This is a genomic window from Flavitalea sp. (genome assembly GCF_035489435.1).
Taxonomy (GTDB): domain Bacteria; phylum Bacteroidota; class Bacteroidia; order Chitinophagales; family Chitinophagaceae; genus DATHKG01.
Window position 1 is genome coordinate 13,901 of sequence record NZ_DATHKG010000098.1, and the last position, 17,068, is coordinate 30,968.

Genomic DNA, 17,068 nt, shown 5'->3' on the forward strand with positions numbered 1-17,068 from the left:
CAAACATTGTAATTATCATGAAAAAAATATTTTGCTCAATATTTATGGGTATCGCGGTGATTACCGCAGTCCGTGCGCAGGAGTCAATTTATCCTGCACCCGCACAAACCCAAACCATCGCACTCACCAATGCCACCGTTCATGTGGGAAATGGCCAGGTAATAGAAAATGGGATGGTGGTTATTTCCGGCGGAAAAATAGTTGATGTGCGTCCTTCAACTGCTATCACGGATGTTAAGGTTATTGATTGCAAGGGAAAACATCTTTATCCGGGTCTTATTCTTTCCAACTCGCAGTTAGGATTAGTAGAGGTTCCCAGTATCAGGGCAACTAATGATAGCCGTGAGATAGGAGAGGTGAATTCCAACATCCGTTCCATAGTTGCTTATAATACAGATTCGAAAGTTCCTTTTACCCTTCGTAACGTGGGCATACTGATGGCTAATATCGTGCCCCTGGGTGGCGTTATTTCCGGCACTTCTTCTGTTGTGCAGTTAGATGCATGGAACTGGGAAGATGCAGCGGTTGCGACCGACAATGGAGTTCATTTCAATATGCCTTCATTGCTTACCAGGAGAGGTGGTGGCAGAGGAGGATTTGGTGGGTTTAACTTTGGTGCTCTTCAGCCATCCGGTGACCCGATTAAAAGAGCATTGGAGGAGATAGAATCGGTTAAAGCCTTTTTTAAAGAAGCTAAGGCTTATGCAGAGGCTACGGGGCATAGTGCGACCAATCTGAAGTATGAAGCGGTTAAAGGCTTATTCACAAAAAAGCAAAAGTTGTTTATCCATTGCAATATCGTGAAGGAAATGCTGATTGCAGTTGACTTCGTTAAGGATTTCGGTTTTGATGTTGTGATAGTTGGCGGTGTTGATAGTTATCTCATTGCTGATCTTTTGAAACAAAATAACATAGCTGTGATCCTTGAACAATTACATAGTTTACCTACTATGGTAGATGATGACGTTGATCAACCCTACAAAACGCCGGCTATGTTACAGAAAGCAGGTGTTTTGTTTGCAATCAATGATGAAGATGGAAACACACGTTATCGCAATCTTGCTTTCAATGCTGGAACTTCAGTTGCCTATGGCTTAACCAAGGAAGAAGCACTGACTGCCATCACACTAAATCCTGCAAAGATTCTTGGAATAGATTCAATTGCCGGTTCCCTGGAAAAAGGCAAAGATGCAAATATCATTGTTTGTGATGGTGATATCCTTGATATGAAAACGAATATCATTACCGATGCGTTTATACAAGGGCGTAAGGTCGATCTTTCAGATAAACAAAAACAACTTTACGAGAAATACAAGTACAAGTATGGTTTGAAATAATCTTATTTTTTTGATTGATGGCCCCGTTGTGAAGTCGCAACGGGGCCATTATGTTTTTCTTAGAGCTTTTATTCAGTATAAAATTCTTCTGCCTGTTTGTTTACAATGGCTTTTTGTTAAATGGGCTCTTCAGAACTACAGGCAATTATTTCTTCTCAGATGTAATCCACCAGGTGTTTCCGTTGGGATCTTTTACTCCCCCGGATCTTCCATAATCCTGGTCGGCCATATCCTGCACCTTTGTTGCACCGTTAGCGAGGGCTTCATTGAAAGTTGCATCAGCATCATTTACATAGATGAAAAATGCACCCGGTGTTGGTTTAAATTCATTGCTGCATTGTGCAAACATAATTACCACATCCCCGATCTGAATTTCAGCATGCATAATAGTTTTGTCATCCCGAAGCATTTTCATTTTTTCTTTTGCCCCGAATATCTTTTGCATGAAAGTCTGAAAGCCGTTAGCGTCATCCAGTATCAGGTAAGCCATTACCTGGTTGTAGCCTTTTGGAAATTTGATAGCATCCATTTTTATTAAATTTTATGAGTTTGACCGGGAGTTTTGTTCCCTGGTGAATAACAAAGATATCCGGTAGTTGATGGTCCGAATTGTAAAAATCCGACATTCAGTTTTTTGCATCTAATAGTCTGAACATGGATAATTGTAATTTGCGCAACTTCCAGCCTGGTTTGTTTCAACTTTCTCTGTATTCTATTCCTTCTGCCTTTCCCGAGAAATAGATGCGTGGCTCATATCCTGAAAATTTTTTAAAATCATGAATAAAATGGGATTGATCATAATAACCGCACTCATAGGCAATATCAGTCAGGTTTTTGTAAGATGAGCCATAGTTGTGCAGGGCATGCTGGAAGCGGCTTATCCTGGCGAACGACTTCGGCGCAAAGCCAGTTATCGTTTTAAATTTTCTTTCCAGTTGCCGGGCAGAAATGCAAAACAGGGCCGCAGTTTGTTCTATAGGTAATTGAACGCGGCTGTGAATGATATGTTTTATACAGGCTTGCACAGGCGACTCCGGGCAGGCATTAGCACGGCATTGTTTAATAAGATAAGCCGACAGTATAGAAACGCGTTCCTGATTGTTATCAGCCTGTATGATTTTTTCCTGGAGTATACTGCCATCATTACCCAGGCAATCGGAAATTGAAGGCATTTCATTTAGAAGTTCCAGCGACGAAAGTTTAAATAATTCCGGTATTGCATATGGGTAAAGGTATGCACCAAAAATGCCGAAATTTTCACGGCTGATAAATCGTTGATAGGTGCCGGCCGGACTTTGCAGGATTGCGATATTATTTGTGCCTGGTAAAATTTCATTGTTTTCTGAAATACCTTCCCATCTTGCCTGGTAATGAAATACCATTTCTGCACAGGCATCTGCCATTGAGCGATAAACATAAGGATGCCCCCCCAGGTCTTTGCCTTCGAAGACCCAAAAACATCGAACGTAATGAGCCAGCTCCGGTGGCGGGTCTATGGTATAATAATTAAAATCTTGCATGTTTATATCCTGATCAGGAGTATTAATATACGAATTTTATTGTCCGGGTGCCAGATATAGACGATATCGGAAGGCAAAAATGCCTAATGTCGAAAAAATGTTTTTACATTCAGTCAAAGATTTGCTCATTATGAAATTATTTTCTGTTAAAAGCTACCTAAGTATGCGCGATGTTGCCATTTCAGATTATCAGCCGTTGCTTCTATTCGTAAAGCAAGTATGCAATGCACTGGGTTATCGAAAAATTCAATTGCTTTTATTCATTTCAATATTAATATTTTCTGGCCAGGTTAATGCCCAGGTAAGCGCGCAGGTAAATGCACAGGAAAGTTCACAGGAAAGTGCAAAGGAAAGTGCACAGGAAAAATTTCCTGTTGGCAAATGGGTTAGTCTCTTCAATGGTGTCGATACCAAAGACTGGATGGTCAAGATCCACCATCATGAAACCGGTGTTAATTTTGGGAATACTTTCAGAGTAGCTGATAGTTCTGTGCAGGTGCGATATGACCAATACGGTGAGTTCAATGATCAGTTTGGGCACCTGTATTATGAACAGCCTTTCTCTTATTATCATTTACGTTTACAGTATCGTTTTGTTGGTGAGCTGCAACGAGGGGCTCCATCTTATACCTTGCGTAACAGTGGTGTGATGTTTCACTCGCAGGATCCCCGAACCATGCTAAAGGAACAGGACTGGCCAATTTCTGTTGAAATGCAGTTTCTCGGTGGTCTGGGGAATGGTAAACCACGTTCTACCGGCAATATGTGTTCTCCCGGTACAGAGGTGATTTATGAAGGGAAAATGGATCCAAGACATTGTATCAATTCCAAATCAAAAACCTACGACGGCGACCAATGGGTGACCGCCGAATTAATTGTACTTGGGGATTCTCTTGTCACTCATATCATTAATGGTGATACCGTGTTACAATATACCAAACCGCAGATCGGGGGTGGGGTTGCGAATCGATACGATCCAAAAATAAAAATTGACGGGAAGCTTTTGAAGGAAGGTTTTATCGCGTTGCAGAGTGAAGGTCAACCTGTTGATTTCCGTAGGATCGAAATAAAGGTTTTGCCGAAACCCTCACCGCGTGGAAATTTAACGGCGTTGCGTTGATCGCCAGCAAAGAAAAGTTGATATTTCACAAGGCTTATGGCTGGCAGAATTATTCGGCTAAAATTGCAAGTGATACTTCTACGATTTATCCAACTGGTTACCAGATTCTTAATGATACGGTGCAGAAAACGTATACATATCCAGACTCCTGAAAGACGCTTCTTGCAAAAAGAAAAGGAGGATGGGCTTGGCTTTAGGATTGGAAGTTATGGTGATAATAATTTCAAAAGGCATTCGGGTGGCTATCCGGGTTTTGTAACAGACTATCTCTACTATACAGGGAAAGACTTAACCATCATCCCTCTGAAGAACTCAGGCAACTATGGAGAAGACGTCTGGCCGATAGGTATGGGACTATCAGACATTATGTTTGACAGGCCATACGATCTTTGGAAATTGCGAAAACCAGTGTAGGTGACCGACAACTTGATGAAGCAATATGAAGGTAAATATGTGATGGATAATATAACTGTCTCGTTTCTTTTGAGAGATCATCAATTGATAGAGGTAATTCCTGGTGGTCTTGAATTAAACCTGTATGCGGAATCTGAGGATACTTTTTACCCCGATAATTTTAATGTGACTGTCCACTTTATCAAAGACGAAAATGGCATTTTTACCAATGCTTTGATTCATGAACATGGAAAGGATTATATCTTTCGCAGGACAAGGTAAAATATCCGCGGAATGGCCACATATCCGAATTGTCTCAACTAGTCGTGTAGACGGGAAAGCCATGAATTTTGTGAATAAATGTAATTTGAAATTGACTAGCTTTAAGAAAAGAATTAGGCATTGAAAACGTTATTGTTTTTGCTGTTGATTCACCACTTTCAACTGAGAGGCCAGGCGCTTAACTGCACGTATAAAGCCCCTGTTGTTAACATTAACTTTGGCTCAGGTGATGTAGAAGATCTCAATCCCAGCGGATCCGCAGCTTATCAGCGGGTTTCAACTTCCTGTCCATCCGATGGCCACTACACTTACACTTCATATACCAGTGATTGTTTCCGGGGCGACTGGATCACGATGGAGGATCATACTCCCGGGGATGCTGCCGGCAATATGATGCTGGTAAATGCCTCATACAGGAATGGATATTTTCTGACTACTATGATAGAAGGGTTGAGGGGTGGAACTCTTTATGAATTCGGTGTCTGGATGACGAACGTTTGCAAACTCAGTGACAAATGCCCTTTTCCGTTGCTACCGGATATTACTATCAGGTTGCAGACGACTTCGGGCAAGGTAGTAGCCCAGCTCGAAACAGGTGAGTTAATCCGCCGTCTCTCACTCCAGTGGACACAATATACCATGACCTTTACAACACCGCCGTCTGAATCGAAACTGGTGTTGACTATGATCGACAATGTACCTGGTGGCTGTGGAAATGATTTTGCGCTGGACGATATTACTTTCAGGGAATGTATAATAATTCCACCACCGCCAAAACCTGTTGCTAAAACCACAGCGCCTCCAAAGAAAAATACACCCGCGCCGGCTACCGTGAAAAAAACGGAAACCCCTGCGCCCAAAACAATAGCTAAGACCCCTGCACCCAACAAGCCTGTGGAAAACAAACCTGCTGAAAGTAAAACTACAACCCCTCCCAAATCTGAAGTAAAAAAAGAACCGGCACCAAAACCAGTTGCTAAGACCGTTAACCCAACGCCAAAAAAAGAAGCAGCGAAGCCGCCTGCTACCAATAAACCGCCTGCCAACAATAAGCCTGCAGAAAACAAAACAACGCCGGTTCCTAAAACAACACCGGCCGATACTAATTTGAATAAGTTACCTAACAACTTACCGAAGCCTATCGTTCCTACAGTAACTCAGCGTCCACCAAAAATGTCGTCACCACCAGCTGCACTTACAAAAAGGGCCAATACATTATTTAAACAGATTGATACGGAAGCCGGTGAAATCAGGATAGACTTATATGATAATGGTGAGATTGATGGAGATACAGTTACTATCTACCATAACAATGCGCTGGTAGTATCTAAAGCCAGGCTGTCTCAGAAACCTGTAACCTTGAGGATAGCCATCGATCTGGCAAACCCTCATCACGAACTCGTAATGGTGGCAGAAAACCTCGGCTCTATTCCACCGAACACTTCCCTGATGATCGTAACCGCAGGTTCAAAACGTTATGAAGTATTTATTTCATCTACCGAAGAAAGAAACGCGAAGGTTGTATTAGAACTCAAAAAATGAAAATACAAGTGGTGAGTCAAGTGGTGAGTTGTGAGTGGTAAGTGGTGAGTTTGAGTGAATCGGTTATGAATGATTTAAATGATTACTCATTGATAACTCATTCACTCACTCACAACTAAACTCACCACTTACCACTCACAACTCACCACTTCTTTTACCTAAGCTCCATGACAGTTCTTATACTTTTTCCCGCTACCACATGGACAAGGGTCGTTACGGCCGATCTTTGGACCGACTTTAACGGGTTCCTGTTTTACAGCAGGGGTTGATGGATCGAAATAATCATTTTCGTTGGCACCATAATCTTCACCGCGTACATCTATATCTTCTTTATTGGCATGCAGGCGGCTCATGTCAGTCTTTTGCTCACGGGCCTCACGGATCTGTGATGGATTTTCCTGTTGTTCGATAGGAATACCGCTATGGCAAAGGAAGCTTACGATTTCACGATTCACTTCAGAGTCCATTCTCTTGAACAGATCGAAAGCTGTGATCTTATAAATTACCAGCGGATCTTTTTGTTCAAGATATGCGGTTTGCACACTTTGTTTAAGATCATCCATTGCACGCAGATGTTCCTTCCAGGTATCATCAATGATGGCAAGGGTTATCTGGCGTTCAAGCGAATTAACCAGCTCACGACCTTCAGTATCGAGGGTCTTTGTTAGATTGGCCAACACCTGGATTACCTTTTTACCATCGGTAAACGGTACAACTACATTTTCAATATTAGCACCCTGTGTCTGACGAATGTTTTTAAATACCGGTACCGCCTGGGAATGCAGATTATCCATTTTCTGTTGATAATGGGCAATAGCCTCGAAATATAATTTATCTGCCAGTTCACGTGCATTCGTTTTTCCAAACTCTTGTTGAGTGATGGCACTATCGATACCAAAGTTTACGATCGCCGACAGTTTGAAACCTTCATAATCGCTTTGTTCCTGGAACGAACTTACGAGGCCTTCAGCAACCACATAGAAAGCATTGTCGAGATCCAAAGCAAGACGTTCACCAAACAACGCGTGATTCCTCTTTTTATAAATCACATTACGTTGTTTGTTCATCACATCATCATACTCCAGCAAACGTTTACGGATACCGAAGTTGTTCTCTTCCACTTTGCGTTGAGCACGTTCGATACTTTTGGTAACCATGCTATGTTGAATCACTTCACCTTCCTTGTATCCGAAACGATCCATGATAGATGCAATCCTGTCGCTACCAAACAAACGCATCAGTTCATCTTCCAGTGAAACGTAAAACTGTGTGGTACCCGGATCACCCTGGCGTCCGGCACGACCACGAAGCTGCCTGTCTACACGTCGGCTTTCATGTCTTTCCGTACCAATGATGGCAAGTCCGCCAGCTTCCTTAACACCGGGTCCGAGTTTGATATCCGTACCACGACCCGCCATGTTGGTTGCAATGGTTATTGCACCGGCAAGACCAGCTTCAGCCACTACCTGTGCTTCACGGGCATGTTGTTTTGCATTCAATACATTGTGAGGAATCTTATTACCCTGGAGCATTTTGCTTAGCAACTCACTTACTTCAACAGAAGTTGTACCCACCAGCACAGGTCTTCCTGCATTACGTAATTTCTCGATCTCTTCAATTACATATTTATATTTCTCGCGTTTGGTCTTGTAAACAAGATCTTCGCTATCAATACGAATAGCTTTTACGTTTGTAGGAACAGTGACCACATCAAGCTTGTAGATATCCCAGAACTCACCTGCTTCAGTAACCGCCGTACCTGTCATACCTGCAAGTTTGTGATACATCCTGAAATAATTCTGCAAGGTAATCGTAGCATAAGTTTGGGTAGCTGCTTCAATCTTCACATTTTCCTTTGCCTCAATCGCCTGGTGTAAACCATCACTGTAACGACGTCCATCAAGTATACGACCAGTCTGCTCATCTACGATCTTCACCTGGCCTTCCATTACAACATATTCAATATCCTTATCGAACAAAGTATATGCTTTCAGCAGTTGTTGAACTGTATGGATACGTTCTGCTTTTATCGAATATTCGTTCAGAACCGATTCTTTTAACGGAAGCTTTTCTTCTGGTGTACCTGCCTGTTTCTCAATTTCAGCAAGTTGAACACCTATATCGGGCATGATAAAGAAATCAGGATCTTCACCAGATTTGGTAATAGCCTGTAAACCTTTATCGGTCAGATCAACAGAGTTGTTTTTTTCATCGATATGAAAGAAAAGCTCGGCATCAACCTTTGGCATTTCACGTTGCTGATCGGCCAGGTAATAGTTTTCTGATTTCTGCAGTTTCACCTTTACTCCTGGTTCGCTAAGGAACTTGATCAGGGCACTATTCTTAGGCAATCCGCGGAATGCGCGCATCAGGGCGAGTCCGCCGGTTTTTGCATCGTCCTGTCCATCTGTAAACAATCTTCTGGCTTCGATAAGATTTTTATTTACAACCTGGCGCTGCATTTCAAATAACTGCTGAACCCTTGATTTCAGGATATGATATTGTTGTTCATCGCCTTTTGGAACAGGTCCTGATATGATAAGTGGCGTACGCGCGTCATCGATCAAAACACTATCAACCTCATCCACCATAGCGAAATGATGTTTGCGTTGAACCATTTCATCAGGTGTGTGCACCATATTGTCGCGCAGGTAATCGAAACCAAACTCATTGTTGGTACCATAGGTAATGTCAGACTGGTAAGCTTTTCTTCTTTCGTTGCTGTTTGGCTGGTGACGATCGATACAGTCAACCGTAAGGCCGAGCCATTCGAATATCGGGCCATTCCATTCAGAGTCACGTTTGGCAAGATAATCGTTCACAGTTACGATGTGAACACCTTCTCCGGCAAGTGCATTCAGATAGGCGGGTAGGGTAGAAACAAGTGTTTTACCTTCACCTGTTGCCATTTCAGCAATCTTCCCCTGGTGCAAAACAGATCCACCAATCAGCTGTACATCATAATGCACCATGTTCCAGGTGATCAGGTTACCACCTGCAGTCCAGCTGTTTCTGAAAATGGATTTGTTGTCCTCTATTTTGATATAATCTTTTTTGATGCTAAGCTCGCGGTCGAGATCAGTAGCTTCAGAAACGAGTTCGGTATTATCCTTAAAACGTCTTGCTGTTTCTTTAACAAGTGCAAACGCTTCGGGGTGTATTTCTTTCAGAATTTCCTCTACTTTTTTATCACGGTCCTTTTTCAGTACATCTACCTGTTGATAGAAGGTATCTTTATTTGCAATTTCTGAAAAAGGAAGGTCTTCCGCTTGTTTTGTGAGAGAAGCAATTTCATCGTCAATTTCTTTCAGATGCCCTTTGATCCGGTCCTTAAACTCAACTGTTTTTGCCCGGAGCTGGTCATTACTTAAGCCCTGGTAACCTGTATAGTGCCGGGTAATCTCCCCAACCACCGGTTCGATATTTTTTATATCTTTTTCCGATTTACTACCTCCGAACATTTTCGAAATGAAACCTAGCATATATTATCGTGTATTGAATGATTGAACATAAAGTCCACTGAAAATCCAGTAATTTATCTTGTCAAAAAGAGTGCTATTCTATAAAAACGGGTCAATTTGACAGGGAAGCAAAGGTAATAATAAGTTGCTGGTTTAGACTACATATTACAGGTTTATTAAGAGCAGAACAGGCCGTGGATTCCACAATTCAGAAGGGTAAATGCCGAACGGCGTAATATCAAACGTCATCAAGGTTTCCCGGATTCCTCAATTCAGAAGAGTAAATACGGCCTGGAACCAACTGATTTTTAAATTAATATATAAAAAGTTGGGCCATTGTGATCGCAATGATAAAAAAGTTAGTATTTTGCCTAAAATTATTAGTCTATGTCAGTTGCCGGCAAAAACCTGAAGTACCTGAGAAAACTTAGGGGAATGACCCAGGAAGAATTCGCCAATAAGCTTAAGATCAAGCGCTCCCTGCTTGGGGCCTACGAAGAAGAAAGAGCAGAACCAAGGCTTGAAGTGCTGGAGCTTGTTAGTGAGTCTTTCAAGTTAAGTCTTGATGAACTGTTGTTGAAGGACCTGGGTGATACAAAAGGGACCTATCTGTCGAAAAGGCGTGCCCAAAAACTGGTTTCGGGCAACTCTGAAATAACTTTTGTGCCGATGAAGGCGGCAGCAGGTTACCTGGCAGGTTTCGCAGACCCGGAATTTATAGACGAACTGAATACTTTCACTTTACCTATGCTGGCACCCGGAAGCTATCGTGCTTTTGAAATTGTGGGTGATTCAATGCTGCCGACGCCTAGTGGTTCAGTGATCGTTGGTGAAAAGGTGGATAATTTTGATGATGTGCGGGCCAGCAATACTTATATCATCATTTCAAGAAACGAAGGAATCGTTTATAAAAGGGTGATGAAGAGCAACCGTACAAAAAACAAATTGACTTTAATAAGTGACAATCCGGCTTATCAACCGTATAATGTAGATGCTGAAAATATTATTGAGATCTGGAAAGCAACCCTCGTAATGAGCAAAGCAAATCAACAACAACGTTGGGATGTTAATCAACTCGCTGGTATTGTAAATAATTTGCAGGACCAGGTTAGTCAGCTGAAGAAAAAAATGAATTAGGTAAGTAATAAGTGATGAGTTATGAGTGATGAGTTGAGTGGTGAGTTGTGAGTGGTGAGTTGAGTATCATTTGCCAATGCATTGTCTCCTGATTCATAATTTCCATTCATATTTCCCATTCATATTTCCCATTCATAATTTCCATTCATAATTCAAATTTCATTTCTATTTTAGAACTCGTGTATAATTCATGACTCTATGCTCATGATGTATAACTTATATTCATTATTCAACATAACCCTCTTATATTCATTATTCAATCTATCCTGTTATAATTCGAATATTGCTTTAGCTGTTCGAAAGGTATTACAATGAGCTTCTGTGATAATTTTTATGTCGGCGCTATAACCTCCGCCCATGGCAACTGTGCAGGGCAGATTGTTTTGACGGGTCCAGTTGAATACGAGCTCATCCCTTATTTTGCATCCGAACGAACTTACTTTCAATTTGCCAAACTTATCACTGGCAAGGATGTCAACACCAGACAAATAAAAAACAAAATCCGGGTTAAATCTCCGTGGAATTGCAACTAATGCATCACTTAGTAATTGAAGATAGGTTTCATCTATTGTACCATCTTCCAGCGGAATATCCCAGTCGCTGGTCTCTTTATGGAAGGGATAGTTATGCCGGCCATGCATGCTCAACGTGAACACAGCAGGATTGTTTTCAAAAAGTTTGGCAGTTCCATTTCCCTGGTGAACATCAAGATCGATGATCAGAATCTGTTTCGCAAGTTTCTTGTTCAACAGGTAATTGGCTGCAACCGCAAAATCATTGAGTAAACAGAAACCTTCGCCGTGATCTGCAAATGCATGATGGGTGCCACCGGCAACATTCAAAGCAACACCGTTTTCGAATGCAAAATAACAACAATCGATTGTTCCCTGGGTGATAATAAACTCCCTTTGCGTGAGCATGGGAGATTGTGGAAAACCAATTTGCCTCTGTTCCCTGGCAGACAAACTTTGATTTTTCAGCTTTGAAAGATATTCGTTTGTATGTGTGAGAAGTACAATTTCATCCTGGCAGGGAGCTGGTGAAAAAATGTTACTGCCTTCGATGATCCCTTCGTGAATTAGCTGCCCGGGTATCAGTTCATATTTAAGCATGGGGAATCTATGGCCTTCCGGTAAAGGATGAGCGTAGATCGGATCATATGCAATATGTAATTTGCGGGAAGCCTTATTCATCATTCTTAAATCAAAAGGGTAACCGATCGATTTTGTGATTGCAAACAGTACGCTTAATTATTCATGTGCATAAGTCGGTTGTCGACAATAGCAAATACATCTTCGCCGGCAGCTGGTTCAATTAAAAAAGTGCCTGTGAACCTGCTGAATGCAGGCAGTACACAATATTTTTCAGTGAAATAAAAACAAGGGAAACGCAGAGATTGTTTGCCTAAGCCCCTGACCGAAATACCCGGATGGATGTGCCCGGAGAAAAGATAACAAGGTTCGGGGTCGGATGTGCCGCAAAGCGTAAGATCGTGCCTGAATTGAAAATCGCGGATTTTCAGTGCTTCCGGTGAAATGCTTATTGCTGCCTGGCGATACCAGCTTTTGTGAAGAATATCATGATTACCCATGATCAACTCGATGGTAAGGAAAGGAAAATCCTGCCGCCATTTTAAAAACAATTCCAGCTCTTTATTTTCGCGGCTATGAAAGAGATCCCCGACAACGATCAGTTTTTGCGGTTGAAAAAACTGGATCATAGTGATTAGTCTTTGTAAATCATGCTTGTAAACATGTTGGGGAACTGGTATACCTGATTTCCTGAAATGACCCGTTTTGCCAAAATGAAGATCAGAAAGAATCAAAGCTTTTTCTGCTTCCCAGTAAATTCCCCGTTCATGTGAAAGCCATAACTGCTGATCCTGAATTACATGTAAATGGGGCGCTTGCATAGAGCTGCAAATATATGTGATTACTAAAAATTTTAGGGATTAATTCTAAACCCTTTCGAGTTGCATCTGCATTCGTTTAACCCGGTCTTCGAGTTTTTCTGAAGACATGTTTTCTCTTAAACTATCAACCTTCAATGGAAAACAGAATGGTGTGAGCCGGCTCGGTACCTGTATAATAATATCTGATTCCTGGATACGTTGAAGCATGTTTCTCAATCGTTGTTCTTCCATTTGTTGTTCCATCACCTCGTTAAAGGCCTGGCGCATCAACAAATTGTTTTTGTCATACTCAGCAAATACGTTAAACAATAACGAGGCTGAATTTTGAAGGTGTTTCGCTTTTTTATGTTCGCCGGGATATCCCTGGAAAATAAGTCCGCCAATCACGGCAACATCTCTGAACTTTCGTCTTGCCATCTCGGATGAATTTACGCTTCGTTGTATATCTTCAAATAAGTTTTCAGGCGAAAACAATTCGTAAACGTTGGTATCATCAACAGGGATCGGCTGATCACTCAGCAATTCAAATCCATAATCGTTCATTGCAAATGAAAATGTGATGGGAGTAATGCGACTGATACGGTAAGCCAGGATGGCGGCCATTGCTTCATGTACCAGTCTGCCTTCAAAGGGATAAACAAAAAGATGAAAGCCATCTTTTGTTTCGATGTGTTCAATCAACAATTCATTTTCCTTTGGAATATGCGAAAGTTGTTCCTGCAATTCGAATAGGGGTTGAAGTGCCCTTAACTCAATATCATGAACTCCCGGGTAACCAATGTCACTGTGAATCACGGCTCCTACCGCTTCATTAAATTTTCTTCTTAACATCAAACCAAGGTTCGCTGAAAGCGGCATCCTTCCACCGTTCCAACTGGGGACTATCGATTTTTTGGAGTTCGACTTTTTAACTGCTGCCGTATTGTCCTTAATACCAACAAATTCAAGATTCCTGCCTGCAAGAGTAAACACATCGCCCGGGTTTAATCTTGAAATAAAATATTCTTCAATCACACCAATATAACCGCCGCTGAGAAATTTTACCTTGATCATTGCATCGCTTACAATGGTGCCGATATGTATGCGGTGTCGCATAGCCACCCGCCGGTTTGTTATGCGGTAGCGACCATCAATGATCTCCACTTTTTTAAACTCATCGTATTGTTGTAACGCATTACCACCTTCAGTAAGAAAATGCAGGATCTCCTGGAATTCTTCCGGCCGCATATCCTGGTAACAATAGGTGGATTTTACTTCATTATAAATCTCTTCAGGGAGAAATCCATCGGAGATGGCGAGGGTTCCAAGGAACTGTGAAAGCACATCAAAGCATAACATTTGTGGTTGCCGGCTTTCTATGAAATTAAGTTTCATAGCTTCCTTGAGTGCTGCTGCTTCAACCAACTCAAGTGAATGTGTGGGCAGAAAATAAATTTTACTTACCTGTCCGGGTTGATGACCGCTTCGTCCGGCCCGTTGCAAAAATCTTGCAACACCTTTGGGAGAACCTACCTGTATAACGGTCTCGACTGGCCGAAAATCTACACCGAGGTCCAGGCTCGCCGTACAAACAACAGCTTTCAACTTTCCGGTATGCAGATTTTCTTCTACCCAGGTCCTAAGGTCCATATCGATTGAACCATGATGCAGGGCAATAACACCAGCAAGATCAGGATTGATGGTTAGTAGCTTTTGGTACCAGATCTCACTCATGCCACGCGTATTGATAAAAATAAGTGTAGTGGTACTCTTTTCAAGAATAGGTAAGATCTTCTCCGCCAGTTTTATACCTAGATGGCCGGCCCATGGATATTTTTCAATTTCATCGGGAATGATAGATTCAACCTCAATCGGCTTGTAAACATTTGCTTTTACAATGAAACTTGAATCACCTGAACTGCCCAGGTAATGAAGCACAGGAGAGATCAGTACAAGGCGCGCTTCTTCGAGATTTCCGATTGTTGCACTTATACCAATAACTGATGGCAGGATGAGCACACCATCTTCATCAACAATGTTTTCTTTTGCCTTCAGGCCAATGATACGTGATATCGCAAGTTCCACCTGCACACCGCGTTTTGATCCCAGCAATTCGTGCCATTCATCAACCGCAATAATTTTGAGTTGTGTAAAAACCTGCGGGTAGTCTTTTTGTGCAAGTAGCAGGTGCAAACTTTCGGGAGTGATAATCAGCACTTCCGGCATCTGTCGTTTTTGCTTTTGCCGGTCACTCATGGTAGTGTCGCCGTTTCTTATTCCGACCTTCCAGTTCATGCCGAGTTCCTGGATAACTTCTTCCATAGCTCTTCCTATATCCTTTGCCAGTGCACGGAGAGGAGTCACCCACAAAAGTTGCAGGCCATTTTTTGATTTTTTTTGATAATTGCCCGGATGATGGTTGATGAAATCAATAAGCGAACCGAGAAAAACTGAAAAGGTTTTTCCACAGCCTGTCGGCGCGTTTACAAGCCCCGATCTGCCTTCTAAAATAAATTGCCATGATTCTTCCTGGAACGCAAACGCGGTGAATCCTTTTGATTGAAGCCAACTGTCGATTACCTTATATCCTATTGATTGTTTAAGCAGCAAAAAACTTTCCCTCTTTCATTCAAATTTCGTGAAAAGTTCACAATTGAGGTCAATAATATTGTGTTATAATACTTTGATGAAGTGTAATGGTTGAATATCTTAATTATAATGTAATTATAATGTAATTATAATGTAATTATAATGTTTTTAGGTACTCAAGCACGGCTTTACGTTCATCCGGGCTGAGCCTGTCTCCAAAATAATGGCCATAGTTTCCATAACCCGGGATTTCGGTGTTGTAGCTATTTGGTTCACCGGGTTTGTCATAGCTTTTATAGACCCAGCCAAGCGTCGTATAATCGTATTTGGGATTTACAAAGTCCCTGGACCAGTATTGAGGTCTTTTGGTACTGTTTAACAGGCCTTCAAGGGTTGGTACCGATCCGTTATGAAGATAAGGTGCTGTCGCCCAGATTCCATCCAATGGAGGTGCAATGTATCCATTAAAGGGTTCCAGCCTGGCGGGGTGATCGCCGGTCGTGAACCAGCTTTTATTGAACCAGTCAATAAATTGTGGAGAGCTGTAATTACTGACATTTAGCAATGAATCAGTTTGAATGGCTGCCTGGGGTATAAGGAGGTTTGGATAGGTAACAGAATCACCATAGGTTCCATGGCATTTTGAACAACTAACCAGGAAAATCGCTTCACCTTTTTTAGCCAGTGATTTGTTAACCGGTTTTTTATAGCTGGGTGGTTCAAGCGAGTATAGATAGGCAAGCACATCAGGCATATGTGCATCCACTTCCCTGGATTCGGCCGTATCATTAACCGTCATGAGATTTGAACCCATCAGGAAACGTCCGAAATCACCACGACCAAAGCCATTGTAAAACATGGCATTTTTCTTTTTCAATAACCACCAGGCCGGAACATCAGTTGGGATAACCTGATCAGGGATTTCGAGTAAAGCTTCTTTGCTCCATTTGAATGTGACGGGATCACGATGCGCGGCCAAAACCGCTGCTAGCCTGTCGGCCGGGTTAACACCCTGCACGGCTGTATGTAAAAATGGACCGATTGTTTTCGCAACTTCAAGAAATGGTTCAGCAGCTACATATTTCTTTGGCGCAGTGAGCCTTAAAATGTTTTCAGCTTTTTTGAGATTTTTTTCGCTGAGTTTTTCATCTTCTGCAAAGTTTATAAAAGTGTTTCCCATCCCCATGATCAGCGAATCTTCAAATACCTGGGCATGGCATTGCATACAATTAGGCGCTACCAGTATTTCGCCTTTTGATTCAATGGCCGTATAGTCATGAGCGAGCTTTTCGTTTCTGCCGGTGCGATTAAGATAATTGGTTTTCACCTTGCCCATTCCCATCAGCCAGAAACTATAAGGGATTCCACCTTTGACATAATCGCCGGTAGTAAGATATTCATATCCTTTTTTTACATCACCACCCAATCTTTGAGCACTGGGAGGAATAGGCACAGGTTCGAAATCAATTAAATCGGAAACGCGGATAAAAGCGAAACTGCAAATCACCAACAGAGCAAGCACCACAACTTTTTTCATTTGCACTTTATTCAGGATTGTGAAGTTAGTCTACGGGATTCACAAAATCAACTGCCTTAGTTTCGGCCTTTGCGCACATTGGCTGTGCAGTTTATTATGCGACAGTTTTTGGTCGCTTCTTCGCACCGTTGGGAGCGGGATTGTGCCTTTTTGCGGCTGTGTCCCGTGGTTAATACCTTTGCTCATGCTGGGAGTGGTTCTTGTCTCCGGTCTTCTGCGGAGCCCTGATCAGCTTTGTTAGGGTTTCTTCAAGTGCTGG

Annotated in this window: 13 protein-coding genes; 6 read left to right on the plus strand and 7 right to left on the minus strand. The window is 42.1% G+C overall.

What is annotated here, in order from left to right; translation table 11 throughout:
• Nucleotides 1–17 precede the first annotated feature (17 nt).
• A complete protein-coding gene (locus VK664_RS16280; protein WP_461399746.1) occupies nucleotides 18–1,337 on the plus strand; it encodes an amidohydrolase family protein in 1,320 nt (439 codons plus the stop codon).
• Nucleotides 1,338–1,482: 145 nt separating this feature from the next.
• Here the strand turns inward: VK664_RS16280 and VK664_RS16285 are convergent, their stop codons facing one another.
• On the minus strand, nucleotides 1,483–1,866 hold the full coding sequence (locus VK664_RS16285; RefSeq protein WP_461399747.1) for a VOC family protein: 384 nt from the start codon (nucleotides 1,864–1,866) through the stop codon (nucleotides 1,483–1,485).
• Between the two features lie 166 nt (nucleotides 1,867–2,032).
• Nucleotides 2,033–2,857, minus strand: coding sequence for a helix-turn-helix domain-containing protein (locus tag VK664_RS16290; protein WP_461399748.1), 825 nt, complete (start codon nucleotides 2,855–2,857; stop codon nucleotides 2,033–2,035).
• Nucleotides 2,858–2,987: 130 nt separating this feature from the next.
• On the opposite strand from VK664_RS16290, the gene VK664_RS16295 reads away from it, so the two are divergent.
• The 4 genes from VK664_RS16295 (at nucleotide 2,988) to VK664_RS16310 (ending at nucleotide 6,194) form a co-directional block, all read left to right on the plus strand.
• A complete protein-coding gene (locus tag VK664_RS16295; protein ID WP_461399749.1) occupies nucleotides 2,988–3,977 on the plus strand; it encodes a 3-keto-disaccharide hydrolase in 990 nt (329 codons plus the stop codon).
• A gap of 162 nt (nucleotides 3,978–4,139) precedes the next feature.
• On the plus strand, nucleotides 4,140–4,391 hold the full coding sequence (locus VK664_RS16300; RefSeq protein ID WP_461399750.1) for a hypothetical protein: 252 nt from the start codon (nucleotides 4,140–4,142) through the stop codon (nucleotides 4,389–4,391).
• The gene (locus VK664_RS16305; protein WP_461399751.1) at nucleotides 4,392–4,652 is read left to right on the plus strand and encodes a hypothetical protein; all 261 of its coding nucleotides are present in this window, start codon (nucleotides 4,392–4,394) and stop codon (nucleotides 4,650–4,652) included.
• Nucleotides 4,653–4,772: 120 nt separating this feature from the next.
• Nucleotides 4,773–6,194 carry a hypothetical protein gene (locus VK664_RS16310; RefSeq protein ID WP_461399752.1) on the plus strand — a complete coding sequence of 474 codons (1,422 nt, stop codon included), beginning with the start codon at nucleotides 4,773–4,775 and terminating at the stop codon, nucleotides 6,192–6,194.
• Nucleotides 6,195–6,352: 158 nt separating this feature from the next.
• Here the strand turns inward: VK664_RS16310 and secA are convergent, their stop codons facing one another.
• Nucleotides 6,353–9,676, minus strand: a complete 3,324-nt coding sequence (gene secA / locus VK664_RS16315; RefSeq protein WP_461399753.1) for a preprotein translocase subunit SecA — start codon at nucleotides 9,674–9,676, stop codon at nucleotides 6,353–6,355.
• A gap of 366 nt (nucleotides 9,677–10,042) precedes the next feature.
• Here secA and VK664_RS16320 point away from each other — a divergent pair, with 366 nt between their 5' ends.
• The gene (locus tag VK664_RS16320) at nucleotides 10,043–10,792 is read left to right on the plus strand and encodes an XRE family transcriptional regulator (protein ID WP_458924361.1); all 750 of its coding nucleotides are present in this window, start codon (nucleotides 10,043–10,045) and stop codon (nucleotides 10,790–10,792) included.
• A gap of 269 nt (nucleotides 10,793–11,061) precedes the next feature.
• Here the strand turns inward: VK664_RS16320 and VK664_RS16325 are convergent, their stop codons facing one another.
• The 4 genes from VK664_RS16325 to VK664_RS16340 all read right to left on the minus strand — a co-directional run bounded on the left by VK664_RS16325 (nucleotide 11,062) and on the right by VK664_RS16340 (nucleotide 16,809).
• The gene (locus tag VK664_RS16325) at nucleotides 11,062–11,988 is read right to left on the minus strand and encodes a histone deacetylase family protein (protein WP_461399754.1); all 927 of its coding nucleotides are present in this window, start codon (nucleotides 11,986–11,988) and stop codon (nucleotides 11,062–11,064) included.
• 50 nt (nucleotides 11,989–12,038) lie between these two features.
• Complete coding sequence (gene pdeM, locus VK664_RS16330; RefSeq protein WP_461399755.1) at nucleotides 12,039–12,704, minus strand: ligase-associated DNA damage response endonuclease PdeM; 666 nt, start codon at nucleotides 12,702–12,704, stop codon at nucleotides 12,039–12,041.
• 45 nt (nucleotides 12,705–12,749) lie between these two features.
• Nucleotides 12,750–15,290 carry a ligase-associated DNA damage response DEXH box helicase gene (locus VK664_RS16335; protein WP_461399757.1) on the minus strand — a complete coding sequence of 847 codons (2,541 nt, stop codon included), beginning with the start codon at nucleotides 15,288–15,290 and terminating at the stop codon, nucleotides 12,750–12,752.
• Nucleotides 15,291–15,429: 139 nt separating this feature from the next.
• Nucleotides 15,430–16,809: a c-type cytochrome gene (locus tag VK664_RS16340; protein ID WP_461399756.1), complete on the minus strand. Its 1,380-nt coding sequence runs from the start codon at nucleotides 16,807–16,809 to the stop codon at nucleotides 15,430–15,432.
• Nucleotides 16,810–17,068 lie beyond the last annotated feature (259 nt).